This is a genomic window from Paenibacillus sp. F024 (assembly GCF_057814255.1).
This window is the reverse complement of record NZ_JBVASZ010000018.1, coordinates 1-19,564: the sequence shown is the minus strand read 5'-3', so window position 1 is coordinate 19,564 and position 19,564 is coordinate 1. Positions and strand designations below refer to the sequence as shown.

Sequence of the window (19,564 nt, the reverse complement as noted above, 5' to 3'; positions counted from 1 at the left end):
TCTTTATACGCCAAAAGGCAATGTCACTTTAACGGATAAACCTCTAGGCATAAGAGCATGGCAGGAAAGACCGTATTCTTGTCCGAACGTCATTTTAATCCGGGTATTCACATTGAGCAAACCTACCCCGCCGTCCGGGTCTTCTTCTGTCTCTAACATGGAATGCTGCAGCATCCCGTTGATCCGGATCAGCTGCTCGCTGTCCATCCCTCTGCCGTTATCTTCAATGCATATCACAATGCTTTCATTTTCGATGCATCCCTTGATCCGAATCATTCCCTGTTCGACAAGATCCTTGAAAGCGTGAACAAAACAATTTTCAATTAATGGCTGAAGAATAAATTTAATCGTGGGTTTTTCCATGATGGCGGCATTTACATCCGTTTCACTCGAAATGATACCGTCAAAGCGGATCAGCTGAACATTCAAATAATTTTCCACATGCTCCAATTCCTCTTTTATCGTAACAAGCCGGCTTTCCTGTACGGTATTATAACGAAACATCTTGGAAAGCGATCTCGATAATTGGGCTATTACAGGGACATTTTCTACCAAAGCGATGGAATTAATCGTCTCGAGCGTATTATGAAGAAAATGCGGATTGATCTGGGACTGCAAAGCGAGTAATTTCGCCTGGTTGGATTTCATTTGGAGCTGATAATGCAAATTCATTTGTTCGCTTAATTTGGAGACGATGCCGTTAAAGCTGATGCCGATCTTCCAGAGCTCATCCTTCAAAATCACCTCCGGCTCATCCAGAGGGTCCAGCCTGCCGTCCTCCAGCTCCTCCAATTTCTTTTTGAGGGTACGAATGGGCGAGGTCAGATGAAACGAGATAAGAACAACCGAAGATACGCCTAGAATGACGCTCAGCATAATGAGCGCAAACATCAGCCACTTCATGGGAGCCATTTGATCATAAATCATCTCCGTAGGCGTAAACGCCATCACATGCCAGCGGGTAACAGGATGATCATGATAAGCAACCAGCATTTCTTGCTTAAAGTCGTGTGTAATCCATTTCCCGCTAACATCCGATGCAGATGAAATCATGCCGGTCAGACGACTTTCCGAGAAGATGGCATTGGAACTATAAATCAGCCTGCCTGAACGATCCGTCACCACTATATCGCTATTCTTATCCAGTCCCGAACCCGCAATCAACTCATTCAGGACAACCTGCTTCTTGTCGTCGCTGAACAAGGCCAAAGCGTTGCCTAGCTGCTTCACCAGCTTCACGTTGGAATCCACGATATGGTCGTACAGCTTGCCGGACCAGATTTGATAAATCCATACATGGAACATAATGATAGGGAGAATGATCAATATCGAGTAAATAACGATGTATTTATATTTTATGCTGATATACAAGCTCCCGCCTCCATATCGATGCTCCTAAGCCGCCTGCTCACCCTCGTTCGAGTTCCGCTTCCAACCGCTTAAGAAAGTGGCGATTCTACAAATATTTTATCACAAAGCATAGAAGGAGTTAAAAGCAAAGCGTACACTTTAAAATAATCCACCTTGATTAAATATTTGGAATAGGCAACCGGGATTTCCTGAACTATAATGAAATCGTTTTCAAATAGTCTATATTCAGGAGGTAAGTACAATGCAAAAGAGCGGTAAAGTAAAACTTCCTAAAGGTAAAAGAGTAGCTGTAAATATCGGATGTGATTTCGATGCCCAGTCGATTTGGATCGGTTCTTTTAACCTTACCTCACCCGCTTATATGGCGCGGGGAGAATTCGGGGCTGAAGTAGCAGCACCCCGGCTGCTCAAGCTTTTTGAAAAATATGGTATCAAGACCACTTGGGCGATCCCCGGGCATACCGTAGATACGTTTACCGATGTTTGCAAAGAAGTCGTGGCACAGGGCCACGAAGTGGCTCATCATGGCTATGTCCATGAGAATCCCACACCGCTTTCTTATGAAGAGGAAGAAAAAGTGATGCAGATGGGTCTCGAATCTCTGGCGAAAATCGGAGTCACGCCAAGAGGATACCGGTCCCCTTACTGGGATTTCAGTCCAAACACCTTTAGCATTCTGGAAAAGTACGGCTTCAAATACGACAGCAGCCTGATGGCCAACGACCTCCACCCGTACTGGCCGCGTCCTGTAGAAGTGAATGCGGACAAGGCGAACGTGTTCGGCAAGGAATACAACATTCTGGAAATTCCGGTCTCCTGGTATCTGGACGATTTTCCGCAAATGGAATATTTGACCGGAGGGCAGGAAGGACAGCGGTCGACCAACGATATTTTTGACCGTTGGGCATCGATCTTTGATTATGCCTGCAACAATGAAGAGGGAGCCTGCTATGTGCTCACGACTCACCCGCAAACCATCGGCCGCGCGCATACCATTCAAATGCTGGAAAGGTTGATTCAATACATGGAGCAGCGCGGCGCCTGGTTCGCCACATTGGGCGAAATTTACGATGCTTATGAGGATAACTAAACAAAAGAGATGGGGGGAAGACCATGAAAAACGTGAAAATAACGGCATGTCAATTCCGGGTTGAAAAGGTCCCCGACTTTGCCTCGTTCCGGGACCAAGTCAACCATTTGATGGAGCAGGTGCCCGCAGATTCGGACTATGTTATTTTCCCTGAACTGCTGACCGTCGGGCTGCTGATGAGCTTTCCGGATGCGGACCAACTGAAGGCGGAAGATTTATTCAGAATCGACGAATATACAGCGCAATACAAAGAGCTATTCAGCTCGATTGCCAAACAACGCAAACAGGTCATCATCGGCGGCTCTCATCTTGAGCGCCGGGGGGACAAATATTTTAATATCGCCTATATCTTCAAACAAGACGGTTCTTACGTGGAGCATAAGAAAACGCATATTTTCCCCGCAGAGGCCAATTGGCAAACATCCGAAGGGGACGAGCTCGCCGTCTATGACATTGGTCCGGCCAAAATCGGGCTGGCCGTATGTTATGAAGCCGAGATTCCGGAGATTTCCCGTATTCTGAGCGTCAACGGAGCCGAAATTATTTTCTGTCCTTCCTATACCTTTACGGAATACGGGTTTTGGAGAGTCCGGCACTGCGCACAGGCCCGCACGATTGAAAACCAGGTCTACTTTGTCCACTGCCCGACAGTAGGAGAACCGGGAGCTCCCCTGCCCAACGGCTTCGGATCCGCATCGATTCTTTCTCCTTGCGACACCCCATGGTCGCCCAACGGGGTCGTCGCCGAAGCCGAGAGAAACCAAAACACCGTCGTAACCGGTGTGGTCGATATCGACGAGTTGTACACCAACCGCAAGAACGGCGCGGCAACGACCTTCGTGGACCGTACGCGCAGGGAGAACGTCTATACTCAATATGAGCCTTTTAAGAACTTGAACAAGAAGTAATAACGGAGTTCTTCAGCCTATGGCAACATAGCTGTATCCATTCAAGTGCCGCAGGTCGGAGGACCTGCGGCACTTGTGATATTCCTCTCATTCAAGCCAATGTCTACTCCCTCCTCCAATACCGGTATGGGAGGAATGACGGTCTTTGCAGCCAACGGCACGGACTTTTAATTACCGGGCGGGCGATGTGGCATACGTACCGTTTGCCTTCGGGCAGTACATCCAAAACACCGGTGACCAAAGCCTCTGGTTTCTCGTGATGTTCAAAACTGACCGGTTCGCTGATGTGTCTCTAAACCAGTGGATGGCCTTGACGCCGCAAAAGCTGGTGCAGGTTAACTTGCATGCAGGCGCGGTGCTGGTGAACGTACTACGAAAGGAGAAATGGCCGGTCGTCAAATATGCGGTTGCTGCGGAATTCCACAGATTAGTTTGAAATCACTTCAGCAGGCAATGGCAGCTTTAGATTCCACGATGCAAAGACTTTATTTTCTCTGAACAAGAGTCACAGAGTGATCCAAAATAACTGTACTGCTTCAAAAAAAGCAGCCCGCTTCCGCAGGGCTGCATCATGAATCCAACGATCTTATTTATACAGCAAGTTGTAAAGGAGTTGAGCCGCTTCAGCACGAGTGATTACATCCTGAGGGCGCAGCTGGCCTTGCTCCGCACTAAGTGCTCCCGCCCTTACAAGAACTGCTGCCGCTGACCGGGCGTCATCACTGAGTTTGTCCTGATCTGTAATATTCTTCAAAGCTGCATCTACCTCCGCCGTCTCCAGCTTGCCTCCGCCGTTTTTGGCTTGATACACTCGGGCTGTGATCTCCATAGCCTGCTCGCGGGTAACCTCCGAACGCGGAGAGAACCGGTCGGAATCCATCCCAGTCATCAATCCTGCCCCGTAAACGGCGCTTATCGCCTGAGCAAACCAGTCGTTTTCTTTTACATCGGTGAACGCAGGCGGCGACAGCTTTTCCTGGAGTCCCAACGCTCGAACCACTAATGTCGCAAGCTCTGCGCGAGTAAGGTGATCTGCGGGATGGAAGCTATCGTTATCACGCCCGTTAAGCAATCCCTTCTCGGCTAATATCTGAATAGCCCGGAAATGAATATGGGATACAGGCACGTCTTTAAACCGGAGTTCGCTTGACAGCTGCGCAGTCCCTATTACAGGAATCTCCAGGCTGGACGGATGTCGAACATCCTGATAGATCTTAACGGAAGCTGCAATCGGATGAAGACCCGGTCCTTGAGGTCCAGCCTGCTCCTTAAGCGCCTGACTTCCGCCGGCAAGGCTCAATCGAATGCGATGGCCTGCCTCGAATACGTACGATGTAGGCAAGGTTTCAAGGGAGAACTGTTCTATTTTCCCCGGTGTGAGCGGTGTCGGGTTGGAACGTGATTTGGCACGTGAAGCATTCAGGTAACCGGTTGTCACCTGAGTGGATGTGCCGTCCGGCGAAACATCTGTAATCTCTACGACAAAATCCGTATCCTCCGCATTCGTCTCAGCCCAGAAACTAAAGTTTATTGTGCCCGTAACTTCGGTTGGGGCTGCCAGGGCATCGGTCGTCCATGTGAGCGTCTTTTCTTCAAAAGGACTCTGGTCGATTTTCAAACGACCGTCTCTATTGCTCAACATCGTAGGAAGGAAAGGACCCAACGTCGGAGAATAATCATAGGTTTCGCTGGCTTGAAGCTCTGCAGGTAAGTCGCTGCTAAGCGAACCGTCGTTCACACTTTGAATGGACCCGCTTTGCCGGTCACTAAGATATAATTTTTCTATACGAGCGTCAGGAATCGGCCAGGCTTTCTCATATCGCCACTGGTTTGGTCCTTGTACATAGATAAGCACTCGATCCTCTTTGTCGATCCCGTTATCCTTGCCCCGGAGGTAATGATCGAACCAAGCACCTGATAGTCTTTAAAATCATAAGGCAGAAGAGCCTTAATAGAGCTATGTGCCTCCGGTCCTATGATGAGCTTGCTATTGCCGCCCAAGGCACTGAATTCCTTAAAGGCTTGCACATTCCCTGGGGTGATATAGTCATTCCAGCCGCCAGATAGGAGTGCTGATATCCCATGATCGATTATGGCTTTCATATCCTCTGTCGACACCGTGCGCTCACGCCACCAGTCATCAAAATTTCGGTGCTCCTTGGCAGAGGAGTACTCAGGCTCTCCGCGGCCAACGCGCCCCGGCCCAGGCAGCATTCCTCCCGGATACCATAAGTAATTATAGCAATCGGCACAGGCGATTTCCGGGCTTATAGCTTTTAAGCTCGGCGGCAGCTGCTTTGCAGTCAGCCACTGGGTAATCCCCCGGAGGGATTGCCCTACCATCCCCACTTTGCCGTCAGACCAAGACTGCTTTGCCATCCACTCCACAAGCTCGTAACTATCTTGTCCATACATGTTGTAGAGATTGTTTACACCTTCTGAAGTACCCGAGCCGCGTAAGCCGACATGTAAAACCGCGTACCCCCGCTCGGCCAAGTAACGTGAAAGATCATCCTCTGCCTTTTGGTTAATGTGTCCGTAACCATTGGCGAGCAGAATGCTTGGAAGACGTCCGCCCGGTACTTCCGGGAGGAATAGGCGGCCCTTCAGCAATATCCCATCACTCATTGCGATTGAAACATCTTCTTGGACGGTAACAGGGTATCGTTCAGTTGAAATCTGTGGCGTACTCGCCCCGGTGACCCATTGCCGGTCTTCCGTTCCCCGTCCCTTAGAAGCGACGGCTTGCTCTTTTAAGGCTGGTTCGGCAAACGCTGCGGGAACGCATCCTGTAGATACCGAAAGACCTAATGCCAAAGCTAAAAAAACATGCAAATATTTCTTTTTCTTCAACATAGATAACCTCGAACCTCGCTTTTAAGTATTTTTGTTCCGCCGCAAACCGCCATTGAAGAATGGTCGGAGGCACTTTCTTGTATCCTAGACTTCTACCCTCCTTTCTTCATCAAGAAGCCTTCCTTAGATAAGAAATGAACCATATTTATAATAAATATAGATAAATATGTATTTACTATACAGTAAAGCGCTTTCAAAATTTTAATTTGATCATATTGGTCTTTTTGGTTATTTTGGTCATTATTTACTTTTTTCTTTGGATCTGGTGTTTTCAAATCTCAGAACTCTAAAAGGAAAAACGCCCCTTAGAGGGACGTTTTCTTTAGAAAATCTATATACAAGTCAGGTTCTTATTTTAATTTCGGATGAGATAATCGAATGCGCCTAATGCCGCATTAGCACCCGAACCCATAGAAATAATAATCTGCTTATAAGGACTATTTGTACAATCGCCAGCAGCGAACACTCCAGGTACGTTCGTAGCGCCATGCTTATCGACTACGATTTCCCCGATGCGAGTGCGTTCGAGCGTATCGCCCAACCAATCGGTATTTGGCACGAGACCGATCTGAACAAACACACCCTGCAATTCAACATGCTTAACTTCTCCTGTTTCGCGCTCAATGTAGGAGATTCCGTTTACCTTATCCGTACCGGTAATTTCCTTGGTTTGAACGTTCTTTAGAACAGTTACATTAGGCAGGCTGTAAAGACGATCTTGTAATACACTATCAGCTTTCAGCTCCGGCATAAACTCAAGAACAGTTACATGGCTCACAATGCCTGCGAGATCAATGGCCGCTTCAATACCGGAATTACCGCCGCCGATAACCGCTACGTGTTTACCTGCAAACAAAGGACCGTCACAATGAGGGCAGTAGGCTACACCTTTGTTCTTGAACTCTGCTTCGCCAGGTACGCCGACATTGCGCCAACGGGCGCCCGTTGAAAGGATTACGGTCTTGCTCTTTAAAACAGCGCCGTTTTCGAGTTCAATTTCGATGAAGTCCTTTTTCTCTAAACGCTTGGCGCGCTGTAATTTCATTACGTCAATGTTGTACTCTTTCACATGCTCTTCAAGACTCGCTGCAAGCTTAGGCCCTTCGGTATATTTAACACTAATAAAGTTCTCGATTCCCAAGGTGTCCATGACCTGACCGCCAAAGCGCTCGGCAACAATACCTGTGCGAATGCCTTTACGCGCTGCATAGATCGCTGCACTGGCGCCGGACGGGCCGCCCCCAACAACAAGCACATCGTACGGAGCCTTGTCAGCAAATTCTGAAGCATCCGGTGCAGTACCCAACTTGGCAAGAATTTCTTCAAGTGTCATACGACCGCTACCGAAGGATTCACCGTTTAAGAATACAGACGGCACGGCCATGATGTTTTTGCTTTCTGCCTCTGCTTTAAATGCGGCACCGTCAATCATGGTATGCGTGATGCCCGGATTGAGGACGCTCATCAGGTTCAGCGCCTGAACAACATCGGGACAGTTGTGGCAGCTCAGGCTGATATAAGATTCAAAATGATATTCGCCCTTAATGTTTTTGATCTGGTCGATGACGCTCTGTTCAACCTTTGGAGCTCTTCCGCTAACCTGCAGCAGAGCTAACACTAAAGAAGTAAATTCGTGTCCAAGAGGGATACCGGCAAAGGTTACCCCGGTATCTTCGCCCACACGATTCACACTAAAGCTCGGAGTTCTTGGCAGCTTTACTCTTTCTACCGTGATTCTGGACGACATGCCGGCCAGTTCATCCACTAAAGCCAGCATGTCCGTAGATACGGCATCGGAGTCTGCGCTAACTTTGATTAGCACGTCGCCTTCCAAAAGCTGAAGGTATTGGTTTAATTGAGCTTTAATATCTGCGTCCAGTAGCATAGGTTTGATCTCCTTAAATTTTTCCTACGAGATCAAGGCTTGGCTTCAGTGTTTGGGAACCTTCCTGCCATTTCGCTGGGCAAACTTCACCCGGATTGTTGCGAACATATTGTGCTGCCTTGACCTTGTTAACCAAAGTGCTTGCATCGCGGCCGATACCGCCAGCGTTAATTTCAACGGTTTGGATCACACCGTCCGGATCGATGATGAAAGTACCACGATCAGCAAGACCAGCGGACTCGATCAGTACATCAAAGTTACGGGAAATCGTATGGGAAGGATCTCCGATCATAATGTAAGTGATTTTGCCAATCGTTTCAGAAGTGTCGTGCCATGCTTTATGAGTGAAATGAGTATCGGTGGAAACGGAATATACTTCAACGCCGAGTGCCTTCAGGTTCTCGTATTCGTTTTGAAGATCCTCCAGCTCGGTAGGGCAAACGAATGTAAAGTCTGCAGGGTAGAAGCAAACTACGCTCCACTTCCCTTTCAGATCAGCCTCAGATACTTCGATAAACTTGCCATTGTGATAAGCTTGAGCTTTAAACGGTTTTACTTCAGTTCCGATAAGAGACATGGTGAATTTCCTCCTAAATATGGTTTGTTATAGTGTTGTTTAGAATAATTCTTATTAAGTTACATAACGATAGTAACATTAACAGCCGCTCCAATCATGAAGGAACGATGAAGACAAAATGAAACTTTTGTGAAGACGATGAATCCACCAGATCCCTCGCCATCCGCAGCACCCCCGTCATAGACGCGACAATCTTCATTATTGCCATAGTTATGCATTTGAATACAGGCCTTTCCTGCAGCCCATCGACCTTTCCTCCACAGCTCCACAGTACCTTGGGCGACGAGACCGATGACCTGCACGACCTTCTTTGTTCGATGCGATGAGCGCGGTCCCCGGCCTGCTGCAGCAGAGAATATTTCAATTCTATATACTATTGTAAATGTATAAAGCAACCATTACGATCACAAAATAGCCTTTAGCGGGAGGTGAGTACATGTCAAAAAAAGGCAAGAATTTTCATAAATTAGTAAAAGGCAGCACCAAACAGACTACGGATGAACTCATTGACGGACCCGTAAGTCCCCGAACAGATGTATCGCCTTCTCATGAGCCAAAAGAGTCAACACAGTCGACGATACAAATCATGCCCGACTAAGCGGTTTATCGAATGATTGGGGAGAACTGCCTTTTTAGAGCTATAACTATTACATCTCTTAGTTCAATCAAACGAGCAGGATACCGGTGCCTGTTCGTTAATACGTCAACTATGAAAATTGCTGGGGACGACATGGAAACATGCAGGGTAGGGATCAAATGGAATCAGTCATCCTTCACCTCTGTTCCTGTATGCCGTTGCCTGTCCTGATTTTGCTGCATCCAATCAGAAGATTTTTGCAGCAATCGTTGTACAATGACTGCAACCGCGGCTCTTGTAAATTTGCCGTCAACTGCTGGCCGTCTCCTTGCATGATGCTCTTTGCTTCTTGTGCTGACGCTTACGCGATTTCATCTTATAAATTCGTCGCATCTGCCAATGGCTTGCCGGACATTTTTTTAATGACCCGTTAAGCAGGCGATAGTAAAATTACAATGAGGATGTACCAGTTACATCCTCATAGTGATCGGTGTCGGTCGCCATCAGCTCAAGATAAGTCCCCGGCTCTTAGGGACATGTCAAATGGCGTTGCCACCATTTAAATATAAGGAGTCGGATTATAATGAAAAAGATTACACCGTTCTTAATGTTTCAAGATGGCCAGGCTGAAAGGGCGATGAATTATTACACGTCACTCATTGAGGATTCTGAAATTACAAGTATTGTTCGTTACGGAGCGAATGAAGGTGGAGCAGAGGGAACGGTGATGAATGCGACCTTTTCGTTAAAAGGGCAAGAATTTATGTGCATTGACAGTCATGTGAAGCATCAGTTCTCCTTTACGCCTTCGTTCTCGATTTTTGTCACTTGTGATTCTGAGGAGGAGATTAACCATCTTTATGAGCAGCTCAGCATGGACGGACAAGCCCTTATGCCGATAGGTGATTATGGTTTTAGCAAGAAATTCGGATGGCTAAATGATCGGTTCGGTGTCTCCTGGCAGCTTAATCTTCCGAAATAAATTTAGGTCTGGAAATAAAACTGGAAAAGGGCGTATGGCATCCAATCTGACCGTTTTGATTGAAAAATTTGGATCAGCTATTAGCCGGTTTAACTAAGCGAGGCTGCCTCGTGGTGTGATGGTGTCAGGTTAGTTATGTATCTGACCATAAGCCTTTGCATTTATTGTATTATTGTCCTATTAGTGCCGTTCTGGTTTCTGCATCCCATTCTACTGTTGCTCCTAGCGCTTGGGAGATAAAGCGTAACGGGACTAATGTTGTTCCGTTATCCACTTTTGGCGCAACATCCAGTGTAACCGGATTTCCATTGGCTGCGGCGTTTGTATTGCCGATCGATAAGAAAATCGATTTATCCCCTTTTGTTGCCGTAATGGACCGTGTATCCGGGTCCCATTCAACTTTCGCTCCAAGTGCTTCAAAAATTCCCCGAAGCGGAGCAATCGTTGTGCCTTTTTCGATAATGGCAGGCTGCTCTGTGATCAGGCGCTTACCGTTTACCTTCACAATGACCACATTATCGGGCAATGTAAACGAATTGGTATACCGCATTCCTTCTCTACCGATAAAGATACCTACTGAACCTTCACGATATACCTCTATTCGTAATTGTCGATTATCAAAAACGAACATCGTATCTAAAAACTCATCCATATCCACACCTGTATTAAACCCTTTGCTTAGCATATCGTAAATCGATTGATAACCGGTTGGATAATAATATTTCAATATTTCCCGAACGGCAGCCGGAACTTTTTCAATTTGTCCAGTTGTATATTCATTTTTACCCCACCCTTTAATAAGAAGCCTCATCGTATCCCCGGTTTGCGGCGTAACCTCCGGCACATAATGAAATTCCAATACTTCGCGGCCACCATTTCTTACTATTTTTCCATCTGGAGCATAATAATAATATTCAATCCCGGAAGGGCTTATTTTCTTCTGAAAACCCAAAACCTCTGAAATGGTTTTAATATTTTCCACCAGTTCATCCGTAGCTTTGGATGTAATCGGAGTGACTGCCGTTTCCGGTTCTGGCGCCGAGTAATTTACCTCCGGAAATGGGTATACAGGCTCCGGGTAATTCCCGGTATCTTCCTCTGCTACAATCATCATGTCGGCCGGACGAACATAATCAAATGTGCTGCCTGTAGAATGATAATGCAGTCGATACCAGCCATTCGATAGTTTAGCATCAACAAAAGTTGCTCCATTTCGTTTGATCGTCCCTGTGACTTCCGCGTCTTCGCTTGGTGCAGCATATGTATGAATATACTGTTTTGTAGGAAATCCGTACATATGACTCCCATTTTCCGTAAAATGCGATTCGACTGTTACCGGTTCTGCCGATACCTCATTGGTTTCTGGAAACCCTAAAGCTAATGATGTTGTTAAAAGTACTGTTGTTAATAGCTTTCTCACAAATACATCTCCATCCTATCTATCTTTGTTGTTGTACTTAGGGGTCCAAATTATACCATAGCGGAAACTTCTCGTCATCATTACTAACGTGCTAGCTGATCATTCAACTGGAATATGTCCTAACGGAGCCTCCCCTTTTTCCCGGCTTTTCCGGTTGATAAACCAAATGTTCCCACAACAAACAGACTCTCTATTGCAGAGAGTCTGTTTGTTCTGCCATAATTCAAATTAGTTAATGAGCATTTCTCTCTTCAAATGTTTGACAACAGGTATCAACAATACCTGAGGCCGTGTCGCGGTGACGGGAATCGTAGCCTTCATCACCTTTATGCTGGGGCTGGGTCCTATCGGCATGGGCGTTTACTTCAATCATAATGACATCAGCGCTGCAGTTATTGCCCTGCTCCCAATATTCGCAGTTGGCAATGCTGCATTTTACCATTGGATTCTCCATAATTATCACCTCTTGCCTCATTACCCCAAAAGAGCTCGCATTAAACGAGAGCTGCCCACACTCTTCCCCTGCCGTTCTGATTTATCCTCAAAATGACCATCCATAGGAATTCATTAAGCTGAACGGCATCTGTCCTTCTTTCTAAGGTACAAATTATTCTCGTCATTAAACACGATATCTTCTTTTGTGCGGATGTGATGATAGTTCGGATACATATCACTAAAATGATTGCAAGAAAACATATTGCTATGATTTCATAGATCCCCATTAGCTGCTCCAGCTTTCCAACCTAATAGATAGATGCACTCTTTCCCATTCGCGTCATACGAGACGTATTATTTCGCGGCTTTAAAATAAATATTTCAGCTAACCTTCGCCTTAGCTTGCCGCTTCCGTTTCCACCTTTTGCTTCACTGCTTTTGGTGATTTATTGACCTGGATTTGATAAGTTATTGCTACTACCCACAACAATAGAAAAACTCCGTATACTAGGGAAGTATTTAATTGAAGTCCGGTGGATTGGATCAGCGTTCTTAAATTCGTAAGGATGATAAGCCCACCGACTAACACCCCAAGCATATAAGACGGAATCACTTTGACTAGATAAGCCGCGATAGGCGCAGCCGCTACACCGCCGATTACAAAGGCTGCTACCCAGATTAAATTGAAATGCTCCCAGCCCAAAAATAGTAAGAATCCAACCGTAGCGGATACGGCGATAGCAAACTCGCTTGCTGCTACCGTCCCGACAACCTTTCTTGGTGACGCTCCTTTTTTGGCCAAAAGTGCCGGCGTTGTAATCGGCCCCCAGCCTCCGCCGCCTACGGCGTCAAAAAAGCCTCCAACCAAGCCTAGAGGTATTAAAAACTTATTGGCATATTTCGGCATAGTGCCATTTTCGGAGGTCTGTTTATTTCCAAGAAAACGAAAAAGAATATACACGCCTAGAAGCGTTAACATAACGGCGATAAACGGCTTAACGGTATCCCCAGGAATGCTGCTCAGAAACGCTGCTCCGACAAATGCGCTAATCGAACCCGGCACGACGAGTTTCAACAAAATCGAGCGGTCAACATTTTTGAAATACAAATGCGAGGCACCCGAGGCGGCCGTAGTACCGATTTCCGCCATGTGAATGGATGCGGAAGCAATGGCGGGCGCGATACCAAAGAAGAGAAGCAACGAAGAGGAAGTAGCTCCAAATCCCATGCCTAATGACCCGTCGACCAATTGCGCAAAAAAACCAATAATGGAGAAAATAATTAGTTTTCTCATAGGATAACCCCGCTTTAAATTCCGAGTAAATTCATGTGATTAATTATAATTACTTCTGATACGGATGTAAAGGATTATTTATAAAGGTTTGTCCTCCACATGTTTTGCAGCTGGTAGCCGGTATTTTATAGGGTATATACAAGCTCATGGTATAAATAAAGCTATTTTTAGGAAATCTGATCCTTTCCTCTTCCTTGTCCCCGACCTTCTTTAATGAGTTTTTCATAATTTGAAGCAGTTGTTTTCTTATAACGCGGCATACCATCATTCCCAGCCTTCTTAATATGCTCATTTCCATGAAAAACTTGTCATAATTTGTGGGCATCCCAAGACTAGCAGAAATAATACCGCGACCACGAAATCAACTAGCTGTAAATTAACCATCTAAAATATAATGGTTTCAAACTAGGTGGCTGTTGGATGAAACGAAAAGAAGAATGTACGTTTGAGGATCATGTATCCCCTCTATACATCCTTCTTATCGATTCGATGAAGTTGATCGGTTATCTTCGCATAAATTTTGGATTTCTTCGTCGGACATTTTATTGAACTTATTCTCAAACTATTTTTATGTATACTCTGATTTTATCTCCCGTTTCTTTGTTGCGGTACATGACCTTTTGCATTTCCTTAATACGGCTTTATAATCAAAGCAAATTAAATTACCTTTCTGATACGAAGTGGATAAGACATAAAAATTCGAGTTCCCGACTTTATTTTTCTCGAACAGGAACAAGTGCTCAAAGAAAAAGAATTGTTGATCTTACGCGGATCGTAGTGTGATAAAGCGTCAGATCCCGTCCAATAAGTATTAGACTGACTCGAATACGAGTAAACAGCGGCAGCCTTGGACAGGAAAATAAAGTCCTAGACTACCGCTGTTTACCGTTATTTCACATGATTTGTGCTAGCATATTTATCCCTTAGTAAACGGATGACAGCATCTCTACACCAGGGTCTCCACCCATGATGTAGTACTTAAACACCTTAATCCGCGTGCGAGGCAAAATCATTCCATTGCCTGTCTTCTCTCGCGGGGATATTTTGAGAGATTCGATAATAAGTTAGCGAGAGCAGGCGAATATCGTCTGCTCCTTTGTTGCTTGTGACCCGTTTATGATTCGCGACGGGCGGCAAGCCATTTATGAAATTCGGCGGCAATAATGCGCTGACCGGTAATTCCTTCCGCCTCCTTCGAGGCAAGGTAAACAATCGGTTCCGCCATGATCCGCGGGTCCAGCAGGGATACAATCGATTCGATTTTTTCCCTGAACTCATCGGGAATCATTCCGGTCACGGTCGCTCCGCCCGGGAGCAGCATATTCACGGTCACTCCATGATCTTTCAGGTCTTCGGCCATAATGTAAGAGAGAGACTCGGTGCGGCACGGGACGGGCCGTACGGAACGAATCCTTTTCGTTTCATCGTTTCGTGGTTCATCGAAATATTAATAATCCTTCCTTTGCCCCGACCTACCATCGTGGGGGCGAAGCCTCTTGCCACAAGAAAGTATCCGGTTAAATTGGTAGCTATCAATTCACGGAATCCTTCCGGCGTAACCTGGTAAAAGGGCTGAGGCTCAGTCAAAAATTCGGGGTTCACCGTCCTCATCCCGATTCCGGCATTGTTGACCAATACATCGAGCCAGCCCCATACCCTGCCTACCCATTCAACGGCCTGATTCACGGATTCCTCGGAACGGACATCCATCGGCAGGGCGTGTGCGTCGAAGCCTCGCTTCTGAAAACCGGCTGCCGCTTGTTCCAGCAGCGGCCCTTTTCGGGAGGCTAACGCAACGGAAGCTCCGGCCTCCAGCAACGCCTCCGACATGGCATAGCCCAGCCCGCTTGAGGCTCCGCTAACCAAGACACACACTCCGCTTAATGTTTTCTGAGTCATCTTATTCATCCGCCTTTCCAGCGATCTGGCATCTATTCACCCCAGCTGTACTATCATTCTCGCCCCGATGCCGTCTGTTCATTCGGAAAAACCATGAATTCGAGCAAATGACAATGGAATTTTAAATATATCCGTTCTTGCTGTAATGAGATAATACGGAAAATGGAAATTTAATTTTCTAATTGTTTGTAGTTTCATATTAAATGAACCGGGTTTACCCCTGTCTACAACGTGCAGCCTATTAAAGGACTTCTGAATAAAGTTTGCGGAAAAACGCATTCATGTCGCCAATCACAAGGAAAGCCGCTTTTCCCTCATCTGTGAACTGCATACTGAACTCAAAGCCGAGCACCGTGAAAAACGCCATTGATTGTATTACATTCTTTACATGCAAGTTCACAAAAATGTGTTTGGAGGTCAATACCATTTCAATCATCTCAGAATTGGGATTGATAATTAAAATTCTTCTGAATATCTTTTGAAATTGTCCATAATCGCTTGCCAGCCCGCCTGCTGCATTTCAATGGAATGGGTGCTTTCGGCATCAAAAATTTCAACGACCTTCGTTTCATTTCCTTGATTGACGAAGGTGATATCCACTTTTCTCCCATCTCCCAGTGTGTATGAAATTTGCTCATGCTGCTTCACTACATCGTATACCCCGCCGAAATCAAAGCCCATGCTGCCGTCCTTCGCTTCCATTCTTGTAAGAAACTTGCCGCCAACCCGCAAATCATTTTCCGATCTTGGCGAGTGCCATGTCTCTGAAGCCTGATTCCACTTCGTGATGTGTTCCGGTTCAGACCAATACCTCCATACTTTTTCTACTGGCGCTTGAATAACTGCCTGGACGGTTACTCTCTTTTTTTGATTACTTGTTTCCATTTTGAAGCACCTCACTCGATTATTGTTTTTCTCATTTATTTAGACGAAATCCGATTGCAATATTCATCGGTCTAATTGTTCAGGAAGTCCAAATCGGGAAAATAATTTTGTGTTGATAAAATTTTGGATGTGGAATATCTTCTTGTCTTTCATTACAATGACGTGAATTCCCCAAGGGACCAAGCAGGCTTTGTCGCTGCTCGGCACATATTGTGCAAAAGCAGGGTAACCGCCATTCACCGTAGTCGGCAAAAACCGGGACCCGTCACAATGCCAGCGTGTAAGCGAAAAAAACTTGAACAAATCGTCCTTGCCGCGTACCCACATAGGAAAAGGCGGCATAGACATATGGCCTTCTTCATGAAACAAGGCTACCAGTGCATGGATATCAAATCGTTCAAAAGCTTCCACATACCGTGAGAGCAGTTCTTGATCAGGCTCGGCATCCATCAAGCTGTATTCTTCAGAACGGAGTTTCGCTCGATCCATCGTTTCTCTGGCTCTTTGCAAGGCGCTGTTAACTGCTGCTGGCGACAATCCTAACGTTTCTGCAATCTGTTTGGAGGACCACTCAAATACGTCCTTCAAAATGAGAACTGCACGTTGACGTGGAGGCAAGATTTGCAAGAGTGTAATAAAACAGAGTTGAAGGGTATCTTTGCGAATGAGTATATCTTCCGGATTTTCCGAAAATGCGGGGGCAGGCCAGATCCAGGATGAGTCAGGCAACGTTTCGCTGGGTGCGATAATCGATGCCGCGGGGTCGGAAAAGTCAACGGGACGAGTGCGGCGGCGTTTAGCTTGTCTTAGCTTGTCCAGGCATATATTTGAGGCAATCCGATAGACCCATGTTTTGTAAGAGGATTCCTGTCTGAATGAGTTCCAGCTTTGCCAAACACGAATAAAGGTTTCCTGAACGGCATCGTCTGCGTCATCAATCGATCCTAGCATTCTATAACAGAACGATGTTAACTCCGGCTTCAATCGGTCAAATAGCTGAAGTTCTAGAGCATGCTCCAGTGCAGTTTCGTTCATTTGGGCCTCCTTCTAAGGTGCGAAACCCTTTTCACACACCACCAAAAAGATGTAAAATGATAGATTAAGAGAAGAGATTCCACATTTTTCTGAAATATCCTTCATCATTTGCAACTATCGCCCGTTTGTTGATCGGAGCGTGCAGAATCGAAAACAAGCGATGGATCGGTTCCATCGCGCGCTATCGTTTCCCGTTAACTTAACCAACATCGGAACCATTCCTTCTAAAGAAGGCTTGCTCAGCTGAGATGATAAAGTCAATTAGCCCCATATCCTGATTCTGAAGCAACATGTGAAACTCGTATCTATCATTCAATTTATATACTTCCTCATATAACCACCATGAATTTTCCAATCCAGCGTCTTGCTTTATTATCGTAACATTCTCAAAGATAACTTCGTTGATGTCTGTAAAACCACCAGTGTTGTCAAGAAGTAATGTAATGGATTTATCATTCAGAATTGATTTGATAATCCTACAATCATGAAATCTGAAATTATAAACAATTTCTCTATCCATGGATAATGAGGCTTCTGTATGATATTTTCTGTAATTATCAATTGTTGTATCTACAGACCTTTTATTATCCTCACAAAATTGAGATACAGTATTTATAACATCACGTGTTGCTTTATTTAAGGCAAAAACCCTTAGATCAGCTATCTGATTCAAAATAGTTTCTGGTAATGACTTTTTTAAATGCTCTTGATTATAAATGATCGATTCATAAAATTGTTTCGTTTCTTTATCTTTATTGAAAGGCTCATTTGTTCCGTTCGCTTGCATAATGGAAGCCACTTCTTCTTGGAGATGAAGCCATTTGTTTAATTCGGCACTGTAGAGTTGTTGGAAATATGCTTCTGAGAATGTTTCCGCTTGTTTTTCTTCCTTCAACGAGCAGGAGCATGTCGCCGCGGCGCCTGATCCAGTCATAACCCCATTACACTAACGTATCTCGTTAGTTGAACAAGCTGCCGTTGTACTGCAGCCCGCTTATCTATATGTCCCATTTGATTTTAAATGACGTTGTTGCTTTTAAATAAGACAAACTCGTAACGATGGATTATTTGTAACTGAATTATTAGAATTATTTTGATTCTAAAGCTTTAAGTGGCTTGCTTTTTAAGATATTTTCCACTTCTTCGTATCCAGGCGGGAAGGAATAGTTGTAACGTGCGGGAAGTGCAAAAACATAGGTATCGTTTCGCCCCAATTCGCTTGGCCTGATAGGTGCTGCTCCAATATGAAATACCTCTTGTAGAAGAGAGTTCCATTGACTAAGTGTAAATACCATAATGGGTATATCCTGCCTTGGCGTTTGTGCTGTCCATTGAGAATCTCTAATAGAAATCAATGGACCGGTTTCTACAACTTTTTCACCGGATTCTCCGTCCATAGCAAGGCCCTCCCATTTACTGTTTATAATCGAATACCCTTTCCACCTTTCGGGTAAAGAAAACTGAAAACCGTATTGTGTATTCATATACACGATGGAGTTAGAATCGGCGGACGAAGATGACGTCGTTTGGGTCGGACTCGGTGTTACAATTGGAGATGTAGACGGCTCTAATTCACTTCTCGAACTACTACTTTCATTGGGCGTTTTTGTTGGTTGACTTGTTGTAACTGGATTCAGAGTGGCTTGAGTGGGTTGAAATTGAGATTTGACTTCTTCTTTATTCGTACAGCCAGCTAAGAAAATAAAGGCGATAAGAAATACAACAGGAAGCTTAGTCAAAAATCATCACCATCCTTATTTCACCAGGATTTCTAATACTAAAGACGACAATACAAAGATTAAAGTTTCACCCAATATAGGATTATTTTAAAGTGGAACAAAGTGCAAGACAACTCACTCACTTATTCCGCATAACTGCCCTTTAGTTGAGTACGGTTCTTTAACCCATCAACACTTAGAAATAACGGCGGTATAGTTCTCGTCGTCGTTCTCCCCGGAGTTGGGCATAAATTTGAGTAGTTGATGCTTTCTCATGTCCCAACATACCTTGAATAAAATCTAAAGGAGCACCATTATCAAGTAACTGACAGGCGTAAGTATGCCGAAACCGATGCGGTACACGTTTACTTCAATTTCTCCCCGATCGGCGAGACGTTTCAGAGCCCACCTGATTGTTGGGATGGCCATACGCCGCGTAGGGTGTGTATCCGTAACGAATAGTGCTTTGCAGGAGTCCTCACGGATCGCCAAATACTTTTTCAGCGTGAGCGTCAAATAGCCCCCACCTAGCAGTCAGATGGGAGCAAGTGTATGATGGATGAAGATTACGTGACGCGGCAAGAGTCCGGAAGTGACGGTGACCACGGCATAAAGGGTTCTAATGCCTGGGC

At 45.4% G+C, this 19,564-nt stretch carries 18 protein-coding genes and 2 pseudogenes; 4 read left to right on the top strand and 16 right to left on the bottom strand.

Annotated elements, in window-relative coordinates; all coding sequences use genetic code 11:
* Nucleotides 1-3: 3 nt before the first annotated feature.
* Nucleotides 4-1,371, bottom strand: a complete 1,368-nt coding sequence (locus ACZYR9_RS17930; protein WP_488979864.1) for a sensor histidine kinase — start codon at nucleotides 1,369-1,371, stop codon at nucleotides 4-6.
* Nucleotides 1,372-1,612: 241 nt separating this feature from the next.
* On the opposite strand from ACZYR9_RS17930, the gene ACZYR9_RS17925 reads away from it, so the two are divergent.
* The 3 genes and pseudogenes from ACZYR9_RS17925 to ACZYR9_RS17915 all read left to right on the top strand — a co-directional run.
* Nucleotides 1,613-2,461: a polysaccharide deacetylase family protein gene (locus ACZYR9_RS17925; RefSeq protein ID WP_488979863.1), complete on the top strand. Its 849-nt coding sequence runs from the start codon at nucleotides 1,613-1,615 to the stop codon at nucleotides 2,459-2,461.
* 23 nt (nucleotides 2,462-2,484) lie between these two features.
* A complete protein-coding gene (locus tag ACZYR9_RS17920; protein WP_488979862.1) occupies nucleotides 2,485-3,369 on the top strand; it encodes a nitrilase-related carbon-nitrogen hydrolase in 885 nt (294 codons plus the stop codon).
* 120 nt (nucleotides 3,370-3,489) lie between these two features.
* Nucleotides 3,490-3,805: pseudogene (locus tag ACZYR9_RS17915) on the top strand (cupin domain-containing protein); the annotation flags it as partial.
* A gap of 150 nt (nucleotides 3,806-3,955) precedes the next feature.
* Here ACZYR9_RS17915 and ACZYR9_RS17910 read toward each other — a convergent pair.
* From ACZYR9_RS17910 to ahpC, 4 genes are all read right to left on the bottom strand, one after another.
* Complete coding sequence (locus tag ACZYR9_RS17910; RefSeq protein ID WP_488979861.1) at nucleotides 3,956-5,224, bottom strand: CocE/NonD family hydrolase; 1,269 nt, start codon at nucleotides 5,222-5,224, stop codon at nucleotides 3,956-3,958.
* On the bottom strand, nucleotides 5,152-6,225 hold the full coding sequence (locus ACZYR9_RS17905) for a CocE/NonD family hydrolase (RefSeq protein WP_488979860.1): 1,074 nt from the start codon (nucleotides 6,223-6,225) through the stop codon (nucleotides 5,152-5,154). The genes ACZYR9_RS17910 and ACZYR9_RS17905 overlap by 73 nt, the downstream gene beginning before the upstream one ends.
* Before the next feature lie 355 nt (nucleotides 6,226-6,580).
* Entirely contained in the window at nucleotides 6,581-8,110 is a 1,530-nt protein-coding gene (ahpF, locus tag ACZYR9_RS17900) for an alkyl hydroperoxide reductase subunit F (RefSeq protein WP_488979859.1), read from the bottom strand.
* 13 nt (nucleotides 8,111-8,123) lie between these two features.
* Entirely contained in the window at nucleotides 8,124-8,687 is a 564-nt protein-coding gene (gene ahpC, locus ACZYR9_RS17895) for an alkyl hydroperoxide reductase subunit C (protein ID WP_488979858.1), read from the bottom strand.
* A 1,160-nt stretch (nucleotides 8,688-9,847) separates the two neighbouring features.
* On the opposite strand from ahpC, the gene ACZYR9_RS17890 reads away from it, so the two are divergent.
* Nucleotides 9,848-10,246, top strand: coding sequence for a VOC family protein (locus ACZYR9_RS17890; RefSeq protein WP_488979857.1), 399 nt, complete (start codon nucleotides 9,848-9,850; stop codon nucleotides 10,244-10,246).
* 169 nt (nucleotides 10,247-10,415) lie between these two features.
* Here ACZYR9_RS17890 and ACZYR9_RS17885 read toward each other — a convergent pair whose 3' ends face one another.
* The 11 genes and pseudogenes from ACZYR9_RS17885 to ACZYR9_RS17835 all read right to left on the bottom strand — a co-directional run bounded on the left by ACZYR9_RS17885 (nucleotide 10,416) and on the right by ACZYR9_RS17835 (nucleotide 19,448).
* Nucleotides 10,416-11,666 (bottom strand): copper amine oxidase N-terminal domain-containing protein, encoded by a 1,251-nt coding sequence (locus ACZYR9_RS17885; protein ID WP_488979856.1) that lies wholly within the window; start codon nucleotides 11,664-11,666, stop codon nucleotides 10,416-10,418.
* 232 nt (nucleotides 11,667-11,898) lie between these two features.
* Nucleotides 11,899-12,120 carry a DUF1540 domain-containing protein gene (locus tag ACZYR9_RS17880; protein ID WP_488979855.1) on the bottom strand — a complete coding sequence of 74 codons (222 nt, stop codon included), beginning with the start codon at nucleotides 12,118-12,120 and terminating at the stop codon, nucleotides 11,899-11,901.
* A 378-nt stretch (nucleotides 12,121-12,498) separates the two neighbouring features.
* Nucleotides 12,499-13,395 carry a sulfite exporter TauE/SafE family protein gene (locus ACZYR9_RS17875; RefSeq protein ID WP_488979854.1) on the bottom strand — a complete coding sequence of 299 codons (897 nt, stop codon included), beginning with the start codon at nucleotides 13,393-13,395 and terminating at the stop codon, nucleotides 12,499-12,501.
* Between the two features lie 1,114 nt (nucleotides 13,396-14,509).
* Nucleotides 14,510-14,722 (bottom strand): hypothetical protein, encoded by a 213-nt coding sequence (locus ACZYR9_RS17870; RefSeq protein WP_488979853.1) that lies wholly within the window; start codon nucleotides 14,720-14,722, stop codon nucleotides 14,510-14,512.
* 17 nt (nucleotides 14,723-14,739) lie between these two features.
* Nucleotides 14,740-15,294 carry an SDR family NAD(P)-dependent oxidoreductase gene (locus ACZYR9_RS17865; RefSeq protein WP_488979852.1) on the bottom strand — a complete coding sequence of 185 codons (555 nt, stop codon included), beginning with the start codon at nucleotides 15,292-15,294 and terminating at the stop codon, nucleotides 14,740-14,742.
* A gap of 456 nt (nucleotides 15,295-15,750) precedes the next feature.
* Complete coding sequence (locus ACZYR9_RS17860; RefSeq protein WP_488979851.1) at nucleotides 15,751-16,179, bottom strand: SRPBCC family protein; 429 nt, start codon at nucleotides 16,177-16,179, stop codon at nucleotides 15,751-15,753.
* A gap of 63 nt (nucleotides 16,180-16,242) precedes the next feature.
* Complete coding sequence (locus tag ACZYR9_RS17855; protein ID WP_488979850.1) at nucleotides 16,243-17,214, bottom strand: sigma-70 family RNA polymerase sigma factor; 972 nt, start codon at nucleotides 17,212-17,214, stop codon at nucleotides 16,243-16,245.
* A 199-nt stretch (nucleotides 17,215-17,413) separates the two neighbouring features.
* Nucleotides 17,414-18,109 carry a DUF4085 family protein gene (locus ACZYR9_RS17850; protein WP_488979849.1) on the bottom strand — a complete coding sequence of 232 codons (696 nt, stop codon included), beginning with the start codon at nucleotides 18,107-18,109 and terminating at the stop codon, nucleotides 17,414-17,416.
* 193 nt (nucleotides 18,110-18,302) lie between these two features.
* A complete protein-coding gene (locus ACZYR9_RS17845) occupies nucleotides 18,303-18,953 on the bottom strand; it encodes a hypothetical protein (protein WP_488979848.1) in 651 nt (216 codons plus the stop codon).
* A 175-nt stretch (nucleotides 18,954-19,128) separates the two neighbouring features.
* A pseudogene (locus ACZYR9_RS17840) lies at nucleotides 19,129-19,233 on the bottom strand (integrase); the annotation flags it as partial.
* Nucleotides 19,233-19,448, bottom strand: a complete 216-nt coding sequence (locus tag ACZYR9_RS17835) for a hypothetical protein (protein ID WP_488979847.1) — start codon at nucleotides 19,446-19,448, stop codon at nucleotides 19,233-19,235. The gene ACZYR9_RS17835 and the pseudogene ACZYR9_RS17840, both read right to left, overlap by 1 nt.
* Between the last annotated feature and the right edge of the window lie 116 nt (nucleotides 19,449-19,564).

Bases quoted from the DNA above. Each gene is read 5' to 3' on its own strand.
- ACZYR9_RS17925 (WP_488979863.1), top strand. From the start codon at position 1,613: ATGCAAAAGAGCGGTAAAGTAAAACTTCCTAAAGGTAAAAGAGTAGCT.
- ACZYR9_RS17920 (WP_488979862.1), top strand. From the start codon at position 2,485: ATGAAAAACGTGAAAATAACGGCATGTCAATTCCGGGTTGAAAAGGTC.
- ACZYR9_RS17905 (WP_488979860.1), bottom strand. From the start codon at position 6,225: ATGTTGAAGAAAAAGAAATATTTGCATGTTTTTTTAGCTTTGGCATTA.
- ahpF (WP_488979859.1), bottom strand. From the start codon at position 8,110: ATGCTACTGGACGCAGATATTAAAGCTCAATTAAACCAATACCTTCAG.
- ahpC (WP_488979858.1), bottom strand. From the start codon at position 8,687: ATGTCTCTTATCGGAACTGAAGTAAAACCGTTTAAAGCTCAAGCTTAT.
- ACZYR9_RS17890 (WP_488979857.1), top strand. From the start codon at position 9,848: ATGAAAAAGATTACACCGTTCTTAATGTTTCAAGATGGCCAGGCTGAA.
- ACZYR9_RS17880 (WP_488979855.1), bottom strand. From the start codon at position 12,120: ATGGAGAATCCAATGGTAAAATGCAGCATTGCCAACTGCGAATATTGG.
- ACZYR9_RS17875 (WP_488979854.1), bottom strand. From the start codon at position 13,395: ATGAGAAAACTAATTATTTTCTCCATTATTGGTTTTTTTGCGCAATTG.
- ACZYR9_RS17865 (WP_488979852.1), bottom strand. From the start codon at position 15,294: ATGACTCAGAAAACATTAAGCGGAGTGTGTGTCTTGGTTAGCGGAGCC.
- ACZYR9_RS17860 (WP_488979851.1), bottom strand. From the start codon at position 16,179: ATGGAAACAAGTAATCAAAAAAAGAGAGTAACCGTCCAGGCAGTTATT.
- ACZYR9_RS17855 (WP_488979850.1), bottom strand. From the start codon at position 17,214: ATGAACGAAACTGCACTGGAGCATGCTCTAGAACTTCAGCTATTTGAC.